The following is a 16363-nucleotide window of genomic DNA, read 5'->3' as shown; positions in this document are numbered from 1 at the left end:
CGGTCGACGCCCGCCGGGCGCCGGGCACCGCGAGCGGCTTCGAGGTGACCACGCACGGCGGCCGGCGCGGCACCGGCATCGACGCGGTCGAGTGGGCCGCGCGCGGTGAGGAGCTCGGCGTCGGTGAGATCCTGCTCAACTCGATGGACGGCGACGGCACGCTCGACGGCTACGACCTCGAGATGCTGCACGCGGTCAGGGCCGCGGTCCGGGTGCCGGTGATCGCCAGCGGCGGCGCCGGGCGGCTGGAGGACTTCCCTCCGGCGGTCGCGGCCGGCGCCGACGCGGTGCTGGCGGCGAGCGTGTTCCACTTCGGGACGCTGAAGATCTCCGAGGTCAAGGACACGCTGCGGATGGCCGGGTATCCGGTCCGCTAGAACACCCGCATGTGGTGGAACAGCTCATAGGAGGCGTCCTGGGCCGCGAACGCGGCGGCCTCGGACCGCTTGACGGCCAGGTAGGCGCTGCGCCGTAGCGGGCCGAGCGCCTCCATGAGCAGTTCGTCGGCCTCCAGGGCGTCCAGGGCCTCGTCCAGTGAGGCGGGCAGGCGCCGGTAGCGGCCGGGCCGCGTGTCGGGGTCGACGTCGACGGCCTCGCCCGGGTCCAGCTTGCGGCGGATCCCGTCGAGCCCGGCGTGGATGACCGCGCCGAGCGACAGGTAGGGGTTGGCCGAGGAGTCGGAGGGCTTCAGCTCCAGGTTCGGCTCGCCGCTCTCGCCGAGTGGTGAGCAGATCCGGATCGCGGCCTCCCGGTTGTCGGGGCCGTGGACGGCGTACGCGCTGGCCCAGGTGCGCGGGGCCAGCCGCCGGAAGCTGTTGACGCTGCCGCAGGTCAGCGCGGTCAGGGCGGGCAGGTGCGCGATCAGCCCGCCGATGAAGCACTCCAGCAGCTCGCCGTCTTCGGCGAACACGTTCTGGGTGTCGTTCCAGAGCGACAGGTGCAGGTGGGCGCCGTTGCCCGCCTGGTCGGCCAGCGGTTTGGGGGCCAGCGAGGCCCACATCGACATGCGCATCGCCACCCCGCGCACGGTCTCGCGGTAGAGGACGTGGTTGTCGGCGGCGCGCAGCGCGGGCGCGTGCCGTACGGACAGCTCCTGCTGGCCCGGGCCCAGCTCGGGGTGATAGTGCTCGACCCGCAGGCCCTGCGTCTCCAGGGCGCGGATCAGCTTGATCGTGTAGTCGTGGGCGGTGTCGAAGCCGGTGCCGGCGTAGCAGAGAGCGTCGTCGAGAGGCACCAGCCGGTCGAAGCCGCCCGCCGGGTCGGGCAGCCGGCGCCCAAGCGTGAACTCCGGCTCGAAGGCGGCCAGCAGCGTGTAGCCCTCGTCCGCCAGCGTCGCGATGGCGTCCTTGAGGAAGGTGCGGGCGCAGGCGTCCCAGGGGGAGCCGTCGGCGTTGCGTAGGTCGGACAGCATCGCCGCGGCGCCGGGAGCGTGGGGGAGGGGAACGAAGGTGGAGGGGTCGGGGACGATGCGCACCTCGCCCACCGGACCGAGGTGCTCGACTTCCTGCAACTGGTCGAGCATGTTCATCGCCATCATGGCCACCGTGTGCCCGATCCCGGTGTTGAGCCGCTCAGCGAGTCGCGACCGGGATGCCGCCTTGCCACGGATGACGCCTCCGTGGTCGGCGTACAGGAAGCGGATCAGCTCGATCCCCTCGATCTCGGCGCGTTCGAGGATGCGCCGGACGTGGGGATCAGGCGGATTGATCTTGGTGACGCTCGGGCGATCTCTCATTCTGCCTGCGTAACACGATCTGGCATCGTGGGGAAGCGTCTAACGCAGACAGAACCACACGTCAGGTCAACACATTGGTAAAGAAGACGGCCAACTGGTTGGCGCCATGGACGATCCCGTCGAACACGCCGTTGACCGCGGCTGCGGCCTGGGTCGGCTTGGTGAAAAGGTAGAAGATCACGAACGCCACTGCAACGTACGTGATCACCTTCTTGACCTGCATGGGGGCCTCCTGCAGTCCATTCCCAGCCGTATATACCCGGATCTGGGCGATCCTTGGCATCTTCTATGAAGACGTTCCTTGATCCTAACCGGGGGGCTCGTTTCTCACGCCATGGTAAAGGAAGAGGTGCCGGCCGGTCCCCTAACCGAACCCTGAAACTTGGGGTACCGATCACATACCCAGTCGGGCGTCCTTGAGCCGGGCGACGGCGTCGGCATCGCCGGTCAGCTCGACCCTCGCGTGCTCCTGGCGCCCGAAGCAGAACAGCACCAGCTCGCCCGCCCGGCCCGTCACCTCCACCTTCGGGCCCTGGCGCGCTCCGCCCAGCGTGACGCCGCCGCCCAGGCGGTGCAGCACCACGCCCACGGGTGATCGGCGCAGCATCAGCCGGCTGCCGCTGGCGACCCGCTTCCACATGATCTGCTCCAGGTCGGCCGGCAGCTCGCGTGGCTCCCACTCCGGCTGCGCGCGGCGCACGTCCTCGTGGTGGACGAAGTACTCCAGGGTGTTGACGGCGTCGTCGAGGAAGGGGAGCAGGCCGTACACGCCGCCCGGTGTGCGGACCAGGTCGACCAGCTCGGGGTAGGGGTGCTTGGCCTTCAGCCCCTCCTGCACCGAGGCCGTGTAGCCGGCCAGTGGCTTGAGGGCGATGCCGCCCGCCGCGTCGGGCCTGCGCTCGCGCAGGACCAGGTGGGCGGCCAGATCGGCGGTCTTCCAGCCCTCGCAGAGCGTCGGGGCGTCTGGGCCGAGCTGGTCGAGCAGGTCGCATAGCGCGGCGCGTTCGCTGCGAGCGTGAGTCACCTCGCCAACCCTACCCGCGGGAATAACGTGATGATCAGCCGTGATAGTCACATATGTAGAAATAGACGGGGAAAGGAAACTTTACGAGTGGCGAGCAAGGTCACCTCGGCTGTCATGCGTCAAGGGTTGCGCGTCCTTGGGGTGGCCGTCCGCACGGAGAAGACGGTGTTCGCCGGGGCCGTACTGGCCAGCGCGCTGTATGGAGGCATGACCGTGGCCTCCGCCTGGGCGCTCGGCTGGGCCACGCAGAACGTCGTGCTTCCCGCCTTCGACAAGGGCGACACCACCGCGGGCGCGCTGTGGACCGGGACGCTGCTGATCATGGGCGCGGCGCTGCTCAAGTCGATCGGCGTGGCGGGCCGCCGCATCCTGGCCGGGGTCATGCAGTACCGCATGCAGGCCCGGTCGCGGCGCGGGGTCACCCGGCAGTATCTGCAGTTGCCGCTGTCGTGGCACCACCGGCACCCGACCGGGCAGCTGCTGTCCAACGCCAGCGCCGACGCCGAGGCGGCCTGGGCGCCGCTGGCGCCGCTGCCCATGGCCGTGGGCGTGATCGTCATGCTGTTCACCGCGGCGATCGGGATGCTGCTCACCGATCCCATGCTCGCCCTGGTGGGCTTCCTCATCTTCCCGGCGATCGCCGTGCTGAACCTGGTCTACCAGCGCCGGCTGAGCCCGCTGGCCACCCGCGCCCAGCAACTGCGCGCGGAGGTCAGCGAGATCGCCCACGAGAGCTTCGACGGCGCGCTCGTCGTCAAGACCCTCGGCAGGGAGGCGACGGAGACCGAGCGCTTCCGGCGGCGCGCGCACGAGCTGCGGGACGCCAACATCGCGGTCGGCCGGGTACGCGGGCTGTTCGACCCCATGCTGGAGGCGCTGCCCACGCTCGGCGTGCTCGCGGTGCTCGGCGTCGGCGCGCTCCGGCTGTCCACTGGGTCGATCGACTCGGGTGAGCTGGTGCAGGTTGCCTACCTGTTCACCCTGCTGTCCTTCCCCATCCGGGCGCTCGGCTGGGTGCTGGCCGAGCTGCCGCGCAGCGTCGTCGGCTGGGAGCGGGTGCAGGCCGTACTGGACGCCGAGGGGTCGATGGAGTACGGCGAGGCCGAGCTGAGTGAGGCCCGGCCCGCCGAGCTGGAGGTGTCGGGCGTCTCCTACGCCTATGGCACGGACGCGGTGCTCCACGACGTCACCTTCGGCGTGCCCGCCGGCCGTACCGTCGCGCTGGTGGGACCGACCGGGTCCGGCAAGTCGACGCTGGTCCAGCTGCTCGTACGGCTGGTCGACCCGGCTTCGGGACAGGTGCTGCTCGACGGCGTCGACGTGCGGCGGCTCGCCTACGGCGCGCTGGCCGGGTCGGTCGCGCTGGTGCCGCAGCAGACGTTCCTGTTCGACGACACCGTGCGCGGCAACATCGCGCTCGGCCTGGACGTCGACGACGAGGAGGTGTGGGCGGCGCTGCGCGTGGCCCAGGCCGACGCGTTCGTCGGCAGGCTCGGCTCGGGCCTCGACACGCGCGTCGGCGAGCGCGGCACGTCACTGTCCGGCGGCCAGCGCCAGCGGCTCGCGCTGGCCCGCGCGATCGTCCGCCGCCCGCGCCTGCTCATCCTCGACGACGCGACCTCCAGCGTCGACCCGCAGGTCGAGGCCAAGATCCTGTACGGCCTGCGCGACGCGGCGTCCAGCGTCGTGGTCGTCGCCTACCGGATGGCCACGATCGCGCTGGCCGACGAGATCGTCTACCTGGACCGGGGCCGGGTCGTGGACCGGGGCGGCCACGAGGAGCTGCTGGAGCGCTGCGAGGGCTACCGGAACCTGGTGACCGCCTACGAGCGGGAGGAAGCCGAACGGGCCGCCATCGAGATCGAACCGATCACCGAGGAAGAGGTCAGCGCATGAGCGTGGAGCAGGGGATCCGCGGCAACGCCGAGCGATCCGCGCTGGCCACCATCCGTCAGGGGCTCTCGCTCACGCCGGAGTTCCGCAGGGGCCTGGCGGGGACACTGGCGCTGGCCGTGATCGCCACCGTCGGCAAGATCATCGTGCCGATCGCGGTGCAGCAGACCATCGACACCGGCCTCAAGGGCAGCGCCCCCGACATGCCGTACATCTGGCGGGCCGTCGCCCTGTGCGCCGCCGCCGTGATCCTGACCGCCATCGCCGGATATGTCATGAACGTTCGCCTCTACAAGGCGACCGAGTCCTCACTGGCCACCCTGCGGGTCCGCGGCTTCCGTCACGTGCACGACCTGTCCGTGCTCACCCAGAACACCGAGCGCCGCGGCGCCCTGGTCTCGCGCGTCACCAACGACGTCGACCAGATCAGCACGTTCATGCAGTGGGGCGGGCTGATGATCATCGTGGCGTTCGGCCAGGTGCTGGTGGCCAGCGTGCTGATGTTCGTCTACTCCTGGCAGCTCACGCTGCTGGTCTGGGTCTGCTTCATCCCGCTGGTGATCGCGCTGCCGCGCTTCCAGCGCTGGCTGTCGCGCGCGTACACCACCGTCCGCGAGCGGACCGGCGACATGCTCGCCGCCGTCAGCGAGTCCGTCGTCGGCGCCACCGTCATCAGGGCGTACGCCTCCGAGCGGCGCACCGCCGACCGCATCGACACGGCCGTAGACGCCAACAGGGCCGCGCAGACCAAGGCGCAGACGATCGTCGGGTTCGTCTTCCCGCTGACCGAGATCGTGGCCGCCGTGGCCATCTCCGGGATCGTCCTGCTCGGGGTCCGGCTCGGGCTGTCGGGCGAGATCACGGCCGGGCGGCTGGTGGCGTTCCTGTTCCTGGTCACGCTGTTCGTCTCGCCCCTGCAGACGGCCACCGAGGTGCTGAACGAGGCGCAGAACGCGGTCGCCGGCTGGCGGCGCATCCTCGGCGTCCTCGACACGCCGCCGGACGTGGCCGACCCCGGCGAGTCCGGCGTGGAACTGCCGCGCGGCCCGATCTCCGTCGCCTTCGAGGACGTGCACTTCAACTACCCCGGCGGCGTCCCCGTGCTGCGCGAGGTCACGCTGTCGATCCCGCCGCGCTCGCGCATCGCGATCGTGGGCGAGACCGGCTCCGGCAAGACCACGTTCGCCAAACTGCTCACCCGGCTCATGGACCCGGTCTCGGGCCGCGTCACCGTCGACGGCCACGACCTGCGCGACGTGCGCTTCTCCTCACTGCGCGAGCGCATCGTGATGGTGCCGCAGGACGGCTTCCTGTTCGACGGCACCCTGGAGCAGAACATCCGCTACGGCCGGCCCGCCGCCACGCGCGAGGAGATCCTGCTGGCCATGACCGAACTCGGCCTGGCCGACTGGCTGGAGGGCCTGCCCGCGGGTCTCGACACCCCGGTCGGCCAGCGCGGCGAGTCGCTCTCTGCGGGCGAACGCCAGCTCGTCGCGCTCGCCCGCGCCTACCTGGCCGACCCCGACCTGCTGCTGCTGGACGAGGCCACCTCGGCGGTCGACCCGGCGACGGAGGTACGGCTGGCCCGGGCGCTGGAAGGCGTCACCCGCGGGCGGACGGCCATCTCGATCGCGCACCGGCTGTCGACGGCCGAGAACGCGAACGAGGTGCTCGTCTTCGACACGGGACGGCTGGTGCAACGGGGGTCGCACGCCGAACTGGTGACCGAGCCCGGCGTCTACGCCGACCTGCACGCCTCCTGGGTGTCGGCCGCGCACTCGTAGGCTCATTCCTGGCCGGCTCTGGCGTCCCTGGCGGCGAATCGTACGCTGGTGCCGCCAGGGCCGGACAGGAGCGTGACCTCGTCGCAGAGCAGGCGGGTCAGCCACAGCCCCCGCCCGCGCGACTCGTGCCCCGGCGGCGTGCACGAGGCGCCCACCCAGCCCGGCGGCAGGCCGGGCCCCTTGTCGGCCACCTCGCACCACAGCCGGTCGTCGTGCCGCCACAGCCGCAGCAGCCCGCTGCCCCCGCCGTGCAGCACGGCGTTCGTGGTGATCTCGTTGACCGCGAGCACGAAGTCCTCCAGCGGCTTGCCCGCCAGCCCCTCCTCGGCCGCGTGCTCGGCGACCAGCCTCCGCAGAGCCGTGATCCGCCCTTGCGCGAATCCCGTACAGAGCACCTGCCTATACATCGCCGGCCCGGCGGACGGTGACGACCTCGTCGGCCCTGATCAACCGCAGCACGCGCGCGACCGTGCCGCGGCACACCACCACCGTGCGGTGGTCCGTCCTGGCCAGCGCGGTCACCGCCAGCAACTGGGCCGACCCGGCGTCGATGAAGTCGAGCGCCGTCGCGTCGATGACCACCTCGGCCGCCACCGCCTCCAACTGCGCCAGCACCGAGGCGAACGCCTGCCTGTTGGTGACGTCGACGTCACCCGACAGCCGCAGCCCCGGCGGCGGGCACAGGTTGGCGAACCGCAGCAGCGCCTGCCCGGGCGCGATCGGGTGGATGGCCGCCGCCCGGTTCGCGGCCTCTGCCGAGAACAGCCCGCGATCGTACTGGCACACGGCCGCCAGCCACCGCTCGCCGAACAACGCGTTCGCCGCCGCCTCGAACCCCTCCAGCCCCACCGCGTCGTGCACCCCCCACGCGGCGTCGACCAGCGCGTAGACGCCGTGATGCCCGTGCTCGCGGGCCCGCTCGCCGGCCGCGACCAGCTCATGCAGCAGCCCCTGGGGCTCGCAGGCTTTGATTTCGACCTGACCGGCCGCCTCCGCCGCCGCCAGTCCCGGTACGAGCGGCGCCAGCCACTCCCGTGTCCGTTCCGGTGTGTCGGTGTGGGTGATGATCACCACTTTGGTGTGGCGACGCAGCCCGTTCACCGTGAAGTCCCTGGTCGTCGCCATCCGCTCCCGATCCCCGTGGAACGGCAGACAGACGTGATCTCCCAGGTCGGGATCGAGGACGGAACCCGCGACGTCCACCACGATCGTCCCTCCCTGCCGCGCGTAGCACAGGAAACTACTCCGACTCGCGCCATCACGTAATGCGTTCTTCACAAAACCCTCGGTAACTCGTCGCGGCCCCGTGTACCTTTTCACGCGGGGGCCCGCTGATGGCGGAGTCATGAGGAGCATGGGCGTGGATGTGCTGGAAATGACGCGACGCCGGCATGGCGAGCGCGTGGTTGTGAGCCTCGCGGGTGAGGTGGACGCGGACAATGTGTCAAAGGTCCGCAAATGCTTCGACGAGGCGGTCGCGACCCACGGACCGCGTCTGGTCGTCGACTTGAGCAATGTGACCTTCATCGACACGACGGGCCTGGGGGTGCTGGTGCGCCAGCTGGCCACCTTGCGAGACCGCGACGGCACCATGGCGCTGGTGGCCACGGACGGACAGGTGATGCGACGCCTGCGCCGGACCAACATCGCACCGCTGTTCCCGATCTATGAGACGTTGTCGCAGGCACTCGACTAGCGGCTGGGCCGTCAGCCGATTCGGGGAGTGACCGCTCCGGCTGGTTGAATGACGGCATGTCCCTTGACCCCAAGATCGCCGCGCGGCTCAAGCGCAACGGCGACGGGCTGGTGCCCGCGATCGTCCAGCAGTACGACTCGGGCGAAGTGCTGATGCTCGCCTGGATGGACGACGAGGCGCTGCATCGCACGCTCACCACGGGGCGGGCCACGTACTGGTCGCGCAGCCGGGGGGCGTACTGGGTTAAGGGGGATACGTCGGGACACGTGCAGCACGTCAAGGCGGTGTCGCTCGACTGCGACGGTGACACGGTGCTGCTGAAGGTGGATCAGGTGGGGGCGGCCTGTCACACGGGCGACCACACGTGCTTCGACGCCGACCCGCTCGAGGTGACGATCACCCCATGACGAACACCGGACCAGAGCCGGACACCGCTCCTGAGTCGGGCACTGGACCTGAGTCGGGCACCGCGTCTCGATCGGGCACCGGACCTGAGCCGGACGCCGCGTCTGGGTCGGGTGGTCCGGCGTCCGTGTCCCGGCTGGATGCCGCGCCCGGGTCAGGTGGTCCGGAGCCGGTGGAACGGCCGGGCCGTGTGCCCGGCGCGGCGGCCGCCTCCCCGGCCGATGTCGCGTCCGGGTCCGGGGAGCAGGCCGGGTCCGGGGCCGACGCCGCTGTTCGGCGGGGGCGGCGGGAGCTGGGCGGGTGGCTGGTGGGGACGGCGCTCGGGTGCGTGCTGGTGCTGGTCGCCGCAGGGCGGGCCTGGGTGACGAACGTACGGGGCGCCGGGACGGGAGTGGTGGCCGCGCCGACCGGCGGTGACCTCAGCCCGGTGCTGACGCCGCTGGCGCTGGCGGGGCTGGCCGGAGTGGTGGCCGTGCTGGCCACGAAGGGGATCGGGCGCCGGGTGATCGGCGTGCTGCTGGCCCTGTGCGGAGTGGGCGCCGGGCTCGGCGCGTGGCAGGCGGCCGGTGGCAGCGGCGTGCTGAGCTGGCTGCGTGAGCGGAACGTCACGCGGGTGACCGGCGCGATCCAGTGGGACGCGGTGGCGTTGTGGCCCGTGGTGTGCGGTCTCGGGGCGGTGCTGATGGTGGCGGGCGGCGTCGTGGCCGTCGTACGAGGTGGCGGATGGGCCGGCATGTCCGCCCGCTACACCCGGGAGCCGCCCCCGCCCACCGACGACCGCGCCCTGTGGGACGCCCTGGACCGCGGCGACGACCCGACCTGACGCGAGCCCGGCGGCGCCTGGATCTGGCGTGCGTCGCGATGAGTGGAACGATCTAGTGCGTGTCGCGGCGGACCACGTCGAGGTAGGCGTTGATCGCGTCGCGGTTTCTGGCCAGGCAGCGGATGCGCGCGTCCATCTGGTCGCGCTGCTGTTCGAGGCTCGCGATCAGCTCCGGCGTGGCGTCCGTGACGTGGATCGTGCACGGATCGTCGAGGCACGGGAGGATCTGCTTGATGATCCTCGTCGGAACGCCGGAGTCGAGCAGGCCGCGGATCTGCGTCACCCGGTCGACGAGCTCCTCCGGATAGTCGCGGTAGCCGTTCGCCGCCCGGTTGGGGGAGAGCAGCCCCTGCTCCTCGTAGTAGCGCAGCAGCCGGGTAGGCACGTTCGTACGCTCGGCCAGCTCTCCGATCCTCACCGGAACGACTCCTCCCGACACGGCTTTCCTTCACACTAGTGTGAAGGTTCGATCATGGCCGCATGACATCTCGGGAATTGACCGTGGCGCCTGCCGCCGCGGGGGCGGTCGCGACGGCCGGGCGCGCGTCCGCCACGCTGGCCGTGCTGTCGGTGGCGCAGTTCCTCATCGCCCTCGACTACTCGATCATCTATATCGCCCTGCCCAGCATCGCCGCCGACCTGCGGCTCGAACCGGCGCTCGCCCAGTGGATCGTGAGCGCCTACGCCGTGCTCTTCGCCGGGTTCCTCGTGGTCGGCGGGCGCCTGTCGGATCGGGTGGGGGCCAAGCGGCTCTTCGTCGTCTCCATCGTGCTGTTCGGCGTCGCCAGCGCGGTGGGCGGGGCTGCTGGTGACGGGACGCTGCTGCTGGCCGCGCGGGGGGTGCAGGGGCTCGGGGCGGCGCTGCTGCAGCCGGCCGTGCTCGGGCTGATCGGGACGACGTTCCCGCCGGGGGCGTCGCGGGCCAGGGCGCTGGCGGTCTGGGGGTCGGTCGGCGCCTCGGGGCTGGCGGCGGGGGCGATACTCGGCGGGCTGCTGACGGCGGCGTCGTGGCGGCTCACGTTCGTCATCAACGTCCCGCTCACGTTGCTGTGCGCGCTGGGAGCGGCCCTCTGGATCGCCTCGGCTCGGCCCGCCACCGGCGGCGACGGCACGCCCGGCCGCGCGGTGGCCGACGGCAGCGCGGTGGCCGACGGCAGCGCGGCGGACGGTGGTGGCGCGGCGGACGGGGCCGGCGTGGGCGCTGGGCGCGTTCCCGTGCTCGCCTCGGTGCTCGGCACCGGCACCGTGCTCACGTTGGTTCTCGGGCTGACGCTCGGCTCCTCCCACGGGTGGGGGTCGCCGGCGACGCTCGTCTGCCTCGGCCTCGCGGTGGTGCTGTTCGTCGGGTTCGTGCGGAACGAGGGGGTCTCGCCCAACGTCCTCATCGAGCCTGTTCTGCGGCGTACGAGATCGTTGCGTGCCGGGGCGGCGGCGACCGCGCTCTACATGGCGAGCGTCGGGTCAGAGTTCTACCTGCTCACCCTGCTTCTGCAGGAAATGAAGGGATACGCGCCGGTACAAGCGGGGTTGGCGTTCCTGCCGCTGGCGGTCATGGTGACCGTCGGCAGCACGACGGCGGGGCGCGCGGTGCGGAGGTTCGGGGCGGCGAACGTGCTCGTCGCCGGGTTCGCCGTCGCGACCGTGGGTCTGCTCTGGCTCTCCCTGGCGCTGCACGGGGACTCGTACGCCGCCGATCTGCTTCCCGGGCTGCTGCTCAGCGGGTTCGGGCACGGGGTCATCTACACGTCCATGTTCATCATCGGGACCCATGACGTGCCGGCCGCCCATCAGAGCACGGCGGGGGCGCTGCTGACCACGTCGCAGTATCTCTCCGGTGCCGTCACCGTGGCCGTCCTGACGCTCGTCCTGGGGGTGTCGCCCGGTCATGGCGACTTCCGTACGGCGTTCCTGCTCACCACCGCGGCGGCGGCTCTCGGCGGCGTGCTGGCGGCGGTGCGCGGACGATCGAGTGCCTCGGTCCCGGCCTCGGCCGATCCCTCTCTGTCGCGGGCTCATCACAAATAATCCACGGTCTGAACCGTTGCCGGACCGGCGGACGTTTTGTCAATAAGCTTCCTCTGCAACGGGTCAAGAGGGGACGAGGAGCCACGGGCATGAGCTACGGGGACGAGGGCAACAGCGGGGGTTACGGCGCGCAGCCGCCCGGCGGGGGCTACGGCCAGCCGCCCGGCTACGGCCAGCAGCCCCCGAGCGGTTATGGCCAGCAGCCGCCCAGCGGCTCCGACGGCTGGCAGAGCGGTTACGGTCAGCAGCCCGCCGGTGGTTACGGGTACGGTCAGCAGCCATCCGGTGATTACGGTTACGGCCAGCAGTCCGGCTACGGCTATGGTCAGCAGCCGCCGGGCGCCTACGGGCAACCCGGCTACGGCGCGTACGGGGTCCCGCAGCGGTCCACCAGCGGGCTGGCCATCACCTCGCTCGTCCTGGGCATCGTCGGCCTGCTGTTCTGCGGCCTGACCAGCATCCCCGGCGCCGTCGTCGGCCACATGGCGCTCAGCCGCATCAAGCGCACCGGCGAGGAAGGTCAGGGCATGGCCATGGGCGGCCTGATCACCTCGTACATCACGATCGTGCTCTGGGTGATCCTTTGGATCTTCTTCGGCGGCTTGTGGCTCACTTTGGTGGGGCTCTCGAGCGCCGCCACGGCCGGGAACTACTGACCGGCAGGACTTTCAGTCCGGTCACAAATTGTCCGCAACGTGGACGTTATTCCACGTCGTTAGCGGTTTGTCGCTAGGCTGCCGCGCGCAACTCGCCACAGAATGACCACATGAGGAGCAATTAGCATGAGCTACGGAAACCAGGGCGACGGCGGTTACGGCGCCCAGCCGCCCGGCGGCGGTTACGGTCAGCAGCCGCCGAGCGGCGGTGGCGGTTACGGTCAGCAGCCGCCCGCCGGTGGTGGCTATGGCCAGCAGCCGCCCAGCGGTGGTGGTGGTTACGGTCAGCAGCCCCCGAGTGGCGGTGGCGGTTACGGTCAGCAGCCGCCCAGTGGCGGCGGCTACGGCCAGCAGCCTCCGAGCGGTGGCGGCTATGGTCAGCAGCCTCCCGGCTACGGCCCGCCCCCCGGTGGCGGCTACGGTCAGCCCGGCGGCTACGGCGCGCCGCAGACCCCGCCGGACAACCACCTGGTCGCGGCCATCCTCACGACGCTGTTCTGCTGCCTCCCCTTCGGTATCGTGTCGATTGTCAAGTCGTCACAGGTCAACTCGAAGTGGCAGGCCGGTGACTACCAGGGCGCCGTCCAGTCCTCGGAAGAAGCCAAGACATGGTGGAAGCGCGCGCTGATCTTCGGCGCGATCATCAACATCCTCATCGTCATCGGCTACATCCTGCTGTTCGTGATCGTCGCCGCGAACGCACCGTCCTCCAGCTACTGATGGGCACCGCGAACATCGAGCGGCGCGGCACAGACCGGCTCAGGTCCGTGCTCGCGCCGCTCGGCGTCGCCGCCGCGGCGGGGGCGGTGTTCGCGGTGGTCGGCACGATCGACCCCAACCAGCCGGGCCACTATCCGACCTGCCCGTTCCTGTGGGCCACCGGCCTGTACTGCCCGGGCTGCGGAACGTTGCGCACCATCCACGCGCTGGCCCACCTCGACCCGGTGGCCGCGCTCGGCCTCAACCCGCTCGCCATGGTGATGATCCCCTTCCTGCTGTTCTGGTGGGGGCGCTGGCTGGTCCGCGCCTGGCAGGGAAGGCCCCGGCGGACGACACTTGCTCATCCCGCCTGGCTTTGGGCGTTTCTCGGCATAGTGCTGGTGTACTGGGTGGTCCGTAACCTGCCATTCGGGGCGTTCCTCGCGCCGTAGTCGGGGGTCTGTGGTGAGGTGACCGGTGCGGGGCCGATACCATCGCAGGACAGGCCGGGAGCGGACGCGATGCGAACTCTCTGCCGCCCCCAACTGCCGACCGGAGGGACCCCAAGCGCGTGAGTGAGCGGACCGAAGGGCCGAGCGTCCTCGACGACATCCTCGACGGGGTGCGTGCCGACCTCGCCACCCGCCAGCAGGCCGTGTCGCTTGACGAGCTCAAGCAGCGGGCCGACCGGGCTGCCGCGCCCAAAGACGCGATCGCGGCGCTGGGCGGCGACCGGATCTCGGTGATCGCCGAGGTGAAGCGCTCCAGCCCGTCCAAGGGCGCGCTGGCCGCGATCGCCGACCCGGCCGCGCTGGCCGCCGACTACGAGGCGGGCGGCGCCCACGTCATCAGTGTGCTGACCGAGCGGCGCAAGTTCGGCGGCAGCCTCGAGGACCTGGCCGCGGTCCGTGCCCGTGTCGACATCCCGATCCTGCGCAAGGACTTCATCCTCACCTCCTACCAGCTCTGGGAGGCCAGGGCCCACGGCGCCGACCTGGCGCTGCTGATGGTGGTCTGCCTGGAGCAGGAGGCCCTGGTGTCGCTGATCGAGCGGGCCGAGTCCATCGGGCTCACCCCGCTGGTCGAGGTGCACACCGAGGAGGAGCTGGAGCGGGCGGTCGCGGCGGGCGCCCGGATCATCGGGATCAACGCCCGCAATTTGAAAACACTTGAGGTCGACCGCGACGTGTTCGCGAAGCTGGCGCCGAAGGTCCCCGATAATGTGATCAAGATCGCGGAGTCGGGCGTTCGAGGTCCGCATGACCTGCTCGCCTACGCGCGGGTCGGCGCCGACGCCGTCCTGGTGGGCGAGAGCCTGGTCACCGGCAAGGATCCACGCAAGGCCGTGGAGGCGCTGGTGACCGCCGGCGCTCACCCCGCGACGCGCCCCGACCACGGAGCAGAGGGATAGCAGTGGCAAACGACGGCACCATCCTCACCGCCGCCGACCTGGCGGGCAACGGCGCCTACGGCAACGACCCCGACGTGCACGGCAAGTTCGGCATCTTCGGCGGGCGCTACGTTCCCGAGGCGCTCATCCCGGCCCTCGACGAGGTCGCCGCGGTCTACGAGAAGGCCAAGAACGACGCCGAGTTCCTGCGCGAGTTCGATCACCTGCTGCGTACGTACGCGGGCCGGCCGACCACGCTGACCGAGGTGCCGCGCTTCGCCGAGCACGCCGGCGGCGCCCGGATCATCCTCAAGCGCGAGGACCTCACGCACACCGGCGCGCACAAGATCAACAACGTGCTCGGCCAGGCGCTGCTGACCAAGCGGCTCGGCAAGAAGCGCGTGATCGCCGAGACCGGCGCGGGCCAGCACGGCGTGGCCACGGCCACGGCGGCGGCCCTGCTCGGCCTGGAGTGCGTCATCTACATGGGCGAGGTCGACTGCGAGCGCCAGGCGCTCAACGTGGCCAGGATGAAGCTGCTCGGCGCCACCGTGGTGCCGGTGACCAACGGCTCCCAGACGCTCAAGGACGCCATCAACGAGGCGTTCCGCGACTGGGTCACCAACGTCGACACCACCCACTACCTGTTCGGCACCGTCGCGGGCCCGCACCCGTTCCCCGAGATCGTGCGCGACTTCGCGCGCATCATCGGCGTCGAGGCCCGCCGCCAGATGCTGGAGCTGACCGGCAAGCTGCCCGACGCGGTCTGCGCCTGCGTCGGCGGCGGCAGCAACGCGATCGGAATCTTCCACGCCTTCATCGGCGACGAGGGCGTCCAGCTGCACGGCTACGAGGCGGCCGGCCACGGCCTGGCGAGCGGCGAGCACGCGCTCACGCTCACCGCCGGCTCGGTCGGCGTGCTGCACGGCTCGCGCACCTACGTCCTGCAGGACGAGGAGGGCCAGACGATCGAGTCGCACTCGATCTCGGCCGGCCTCGACTACCCGGGCGTCGGGCCCGAGCACGCCTGGCTCAAGGACAGCGGGCGGGCGGCCTACCACGGGGTCACCGACGACGACGCGATGGCGGCGTTCTCGCTGCTGGCCAGGACCGAGGGCATCATTCCGGCCATCGAGTCGTCCCACGCCCTGGCGGGCGCGCTGGAGCTCGGCCGTGAGCTGGGGCCCGAGGCGACCATCCTGGTCAACCTGTCGGGGCGCGGCGACAAGGACATGGGCACCGCGATGAAGTACTTCAACCTCTGACGGCCCGGGGTTCGCGCCGCACCGGCTCTGGAAGATGCCCGAGCACAGCGGCCGATGGCACCATGGCAAGGACGGCGGCGATGCGGCCCTCGACCACTGAGAACGGACGATCATGACTACTCTTCAGACGGTTTTCGCCACGGCGAAGGCGGCGAACCGGGCCGCGCTCGTCGGCTACCTGCCCGCGGGCTTCCCGTCCAAGGAGGGCGCCGTCGCCGCGGCCGCCGCCCTGGTCGAGGCCGGCTGCGACGTGATCGAGATCGGCCTGCCCTACTCCGACCCGCTCATGGACGGGCCGACCATCCAGGACGCCGTGCACCGGTCGCTGCTCAACGGCACCCGGATCGCCGACGTCATGCGGACGGTCGAGGGGGTCGCCGCCACCGGCGCGGCCACACTGGTCATGACCTACTGGAACCCGATCGACCGCTACGGCGCCGAGCGGTTCGCGCGTGACCTGGCCAACGCGGGCGGCGTCGGCACGATCACGCCCGACCTGACGCCGGAGGAGTCGGAGCCGTGGCGGGCGGCCTCGGCCGCGGCGGGCATCGACACGGTGTTCCTCGTGGCGCCCAGCTCCACCGAGGCGCGCATCAAGGCCGTCGTCGACTGCTGCACCGGGTTCGTCTACGCGGCCTCGCTGATGGGCGTCACGGGCGCCAGGGAGACCGTCAACGTGGCGGCCGAGGACCTGGTCAAGCGCACCCGCGCGCACACCGCGCTGCCGGTGTGCGTGGGCCTGGGCGTCGGCACCGGCAAGCAGGCGGCCGAGGTGGCCGGCTACGCCGACGGCGTCATCGTGGGGTCGGCGTTCATCCGCCGGATGCTCGACGCGCCCGACGAGGCCGCGGGCCGCGAGTCGATCGCCGTGCTGGCCCGCGAGATGGCCGAAGGCGTCCGCGCCCGCGCCTAACTGTTTCCGTCAAATCCCGCGACTCGTAACCGGACAAGTGTCAGTATTTCTGGCG

19 protein-coding genes are annotated in these 16363 nt (G+C 71.0%); 13 read left to right on the top strand and 6 right to left on the bottom strand.

Annotation, left to right across the window (positions count from 1 at the left end; all coding sequences use genetic code 11):
* Positions 1-377, top strand: a 377-nt coding sequence (locus tag KME78_RS34735) for a HisA/HisF-related TIM barrel protein (RefSeq protein WP_246652571.1), incomplete at its 5' end; no start/stop codon positions are given.
* On the opposite strand, the gene KME78_RS34730 is transcribed toward KME78_RS34735, so the two are convergent.
* The 3 genes from KME78_RS34730 to KME78_RS34720 all read right to left on the bottom strand — a co-directional run bounded on the left by KME78_RS34730 (position 374) and on the right by KME78_RS34720 (position 2759).
* A complete protein-coding gene (locus KME78_RS34730; protein ID WP_219533648.1) occupies positions 374-1735 on the bottom strand; it encodes a glutamine synthetase family protein in 1362 nt (453 codons plus the stop codon). The two genes, KME78_RS34735 and KME78_RS34730, sit on opposite strands and share 4 nt — an antisense overlap.
* A 61-nt stretch (positions 1736-1796) precedes the next feature.
* Entirely contained in the window at positions 1797-1958 is a 162-nt protein-coding gene (locus KME78_RS34725) for a hypothetical protein (RefSeq protein ID WP_219533647.1), read from the bottom strand.
* A 171-nt stretch (positions 1959-2129) separates the two neighbouring features.
* Positions 2130-2759: a TIGR03085 family metal-binding protein gene (locus KME78_RS34720; protein ID WP_219533646.1), complete on the bottom strand. Its 630-nt coding sequence runs from the start codon at positions 2757-2759 to the stop codon at positions 2130-2132.
* A 114-nt stretch (positions 2760-2873) separates the two neighbouring features.
* Between KME78_RS34720 and KME78_RS34715 the strand changes: the two genes are divergently transcribed.
* Positions 2874-4655 (top strand): ABC transporter ATP-binding protein, encoded by a 1782-nt coding sequence (locus KME78_RS34715; RefSeq protein ID WP_246652616.1) that lies wholly within the window; start codon positions 2874-2876, stop codon positions 4653-4655.
* Positions 4652-6436, top strand: a complete 1785-nt coding sequence (locus KME78_RS34710; RefSeq protein WP_219533644.1) for an ABC transporter ATP-binding protein — start codon at positions 4652-4654, stop codon at positions 6434-6436. The genes KME78_RS34715 and KME78_RS34710 overlap by 4 nt, the downstream gene beginning before the upstream one ends.
* 2 nt (positions 6437-6438) lie before the next feature.
* Here the strand turns inward: KME78_RS34710 and KME78_RS34705 are convergent, their stop codons facing one another.
* Positions 6439-6843: an ATP-binding protein gene (locus tag KME78_RS34705; RefSeq protein ID WP_219533643.1), complete on the bottom strand. Its 405-nt coding sequence runs from the start codon at positions 6841-6843 to the stop codon at positions 6439-6441.
* Positions 6836-7642, bottom strand: a complete 807-nt coding sequence (locus KME78_RS34700; RefSeq protein WP_219533642.1) for an MEDS and STAS domain-containing protein — start codon at positions 7640-7642, stop codon at positions 6836-6838. The genes KME78_RS34705 and KME78_RS34700 overlap by 8 nt, the downstream gene beginning before the upstream one ends.
* Positions 7643-7796: 154 nt before the next feature.
* On the opposite strand from KME78_RS34700, the gene KME78_RS34695 reads away from it, so the two are divergent.
* From KME78_RS34695 to KME78_RS34685, 3 genes are all read left to right on the top strand, one after another.
* Positions 7797-8132 carry an STAS domain-containing protein gene (locus tag KME78_RS34695; protein WP_219533641.1) on the top strand — a complete coding sequence of 112 codons (336 nt, stop codon included), beginning with the start codon at positions 7797-7799 and terminating at the stop codon, positions 8130-8132.
* 56 nt (positions 8133-8188) lie between these two features.
* The gene (gene hisI, locus KME78_RS34690; RefSeq protein ID WP_219533640.1) at positions 8189-8539 is read left to right on the top strand and encodes a phosphoribosyl-AMP cyclohydrolase; all 351 of its coding nucleotides are present in this window, start codon (positions 8189-8191) and stop codon (positions 8537-8539) included.
* Between the two features lie 125 nt (positions 8540-8664).
* Positions 8665-9360, top strand: coding sequence for a Trp biosynthesis-associated membrane protein (locus KME78_RS34685; protein WP_219533639.1), 696 nt, complete (start codon positions 8665-8667; stop codon positions 9358-9360).
* Between the two features lie 52 nt (positions 9361-9412).
* Here the strand turns inward: KME78_RS34685 and KME78_RS34680 are convergent, their stop codons facing one another.
* On the bottom strand, positions 9413-9778 hold the full coding sequence (locus tag KME78_RS34680; RefSeq protein ID WP_219533638.1) for a MerR family transcriptional regulator: 366 nt from the start codon (positions 9776-9778) through the stop codon (positions 9413-9415).
* A 62-nt stretch (positions 9779-9840) separates the two neighbouring features.
* On the opposite strand from KME78_RS34680, the gene KME78_RS34675 reads away from it, so the two are divergent.
* The 7 genes from KME78_RS34675 (at position 9841) to trpA (ending at position 16308) form a co-directional block, all read left to right on the top strand.
* Positions 9841-11385 (top strand): MFS transporter, encoded by a 1545-nt coding sequence (locus tag KME78_RS34675; protein WP_219533637.1) that lies wholly within the window; start codon positions 9841-9843, stop codon positions 11383-11385.
* Positions 11386-11474: 89 nt separating this feature from the next.
* The gene (locus tag KME78_RS34670; protein WP_219533636.1) at positions 11475-12041 is read left to right on the top strand and encodes a DUF4190 domain-containing protein; all 567 of its coding nucleotides are present in this window, start codon (positions 11475-11477) and stop codon (positions 12039-12041) included.
* A gap of 126 nt (positions 12042-12167) precedes the next feature.
* Positions 12168-12761: a CD225/dispanin family protein gene (locus KME78_RS34665; protein WP_219533635.1), complete on the top strand. Its 594-nt coding sequence runs from the start codon at positions 12168-12170 to the stop codon at positions 12759-12761.
* A complete protein-coding gene (locus KME78_RS34660) occupies positions 12761-13192 on the top strand; it encodes a DUF2752 domain-containing protein (RefSeq protein ID WP_219533634.1) in 432 nt (143 codons plus the stop codon). The genes KME78_RS34665 and KME78_RS34660 overlap by 1 nt, the downstream gene beginning before the upstream one ends.
* Before the next feature lie 119 nt (positions 13193-13311).
* The gene (gene trpC / locus KME78_RS34655; protein WP_219533633.1) at positions 13312-14151 is read left to right on the top strand and encodes an indole-3-glycerol phosphate synthase TrpC; all 840 of its coding nucleotides are present in this window, start codon (positions 13312-13314) and stop codon (positions 14149-14151) included.
* 38 nt (positions 14152-14189) lie between these two features.
* Positions 14190-15395 carry a tryptophan synthase subunit beta gene (gene trpB, locus KME78_RS34650; protein WP_219533670.1) on the top strand — a complete coding sequence of 402 codons (1206 nt, stop codon included), beginning with the start codon at positions 14190-14192 and terminating at the stop codon, positions 15393-15395.
* A 112-nt stretch (positions 15396-15507) separates the two neighbouring features.
* The gene (gene trpA, locus KME78_RS34645; protein WP_219533632.1) at positions 15508-16308 is read left to right on the top strand and encodes a tryptophan synthase subunit alpha; all 801 of its coding nucleotides are present in this window, start codon (positions 15508-15510) and stop codon (positions 16306-16308) included.
* Positions 16309-16363: the final 55 nt, after the last annotated feature.

Source organism: Nonomuraea guangzhouensis (genome assembly GCF_019396345.1).
GTDB classification, from domain to species: Bacteria; Actinomycetota; Actinomycetes; order Streptosporangiales; family Streptosporangiaceae; genus Nonomuraea; species Nonomuraea guangzhouensis.
Note: the sequence above shows the minus strand (reverse complement) of the source record. Positions and strands in the feature narration are given on the sequence as shown.

Bases quoted from the DNA above. Each gene is read 5' to 3' on its own strand.
- KME78_RS34725 (WP_219533647.1), bottom strand. From the start codon at position 1,958: ATGCAGGTCAAGAAGGTGATCACGTACGTTGCAGTGGCGTTCGTGATC.
- trpA (WP_219533632.1), top strand. From the start codon at position 15,508: ATGACTACTCTTCAGACGGTTTTCGCCACGGCGAAGGCGGCGAACCGG.
- KME78_RS34730 (WP_219533648.1), bottom strand. From the start codon at position 1,735: ATGAGAGATCGCCCGAGCGTCACCAAGATCAATCCGCCTGATCCCCAC.
- KME78_RS34675 (WP_219533637.1), top strand. From the start codon at position 9,841: ATGACATCTCGGGAATTGACCGTGGCGCCTGCCGCCGCGGGGGCGGTC.
- KME78_RS34705 (WP_219533643.1), bottom strand. From the start codon at position 6,843: ATGTATAGGCAGGTGCTCTGTACGGGATTCGCGCAAGGGCGGATCACG.
- KME78_RS34670 (WP_219533636.1), top strand. From the start codon at position 11,475: ATGAGCTACGGGGACGAGGGCAACAGCGGGGGTTACGGCGCGCAGCCG.
- hisI (WP_219533640.1), top strand. From the start codon at position 8,189: ATGTCCCTTGACCCCAAGATCGCCGCGCGGCTCAAGCGCAACGGCGAC.
- KME78_RS34715 (WP_246652616.1), top strand. From the start codon at position 2,874: ATGCGTCAAGGGTTGCGCGTCCTTGGGGTGGCCGTCCGCACGGAGAAG.
- KME78_RS34710 (WP_219533644.1), top strand. From the start codon at position 4,652: ATGAGCGTGGAGCAGGGGATCCGCGGCAACGCCGAGCGATCCGCGCTG.
- KME78_RS34660 (WP_219533634.1), top strand. From the start codon at position 12,761: ATGGGCACCGCGAACATCGAGCGGCGCGGCACAGACCGGCTCAGGTCC.
- KME78_RS34665 (WP_219533635.1), top strand. From the start codon at position 12,168: ATGAGCTACGGAAACCAGGGCGACGGCGGTTACGGCGCCCAGCCGCCC.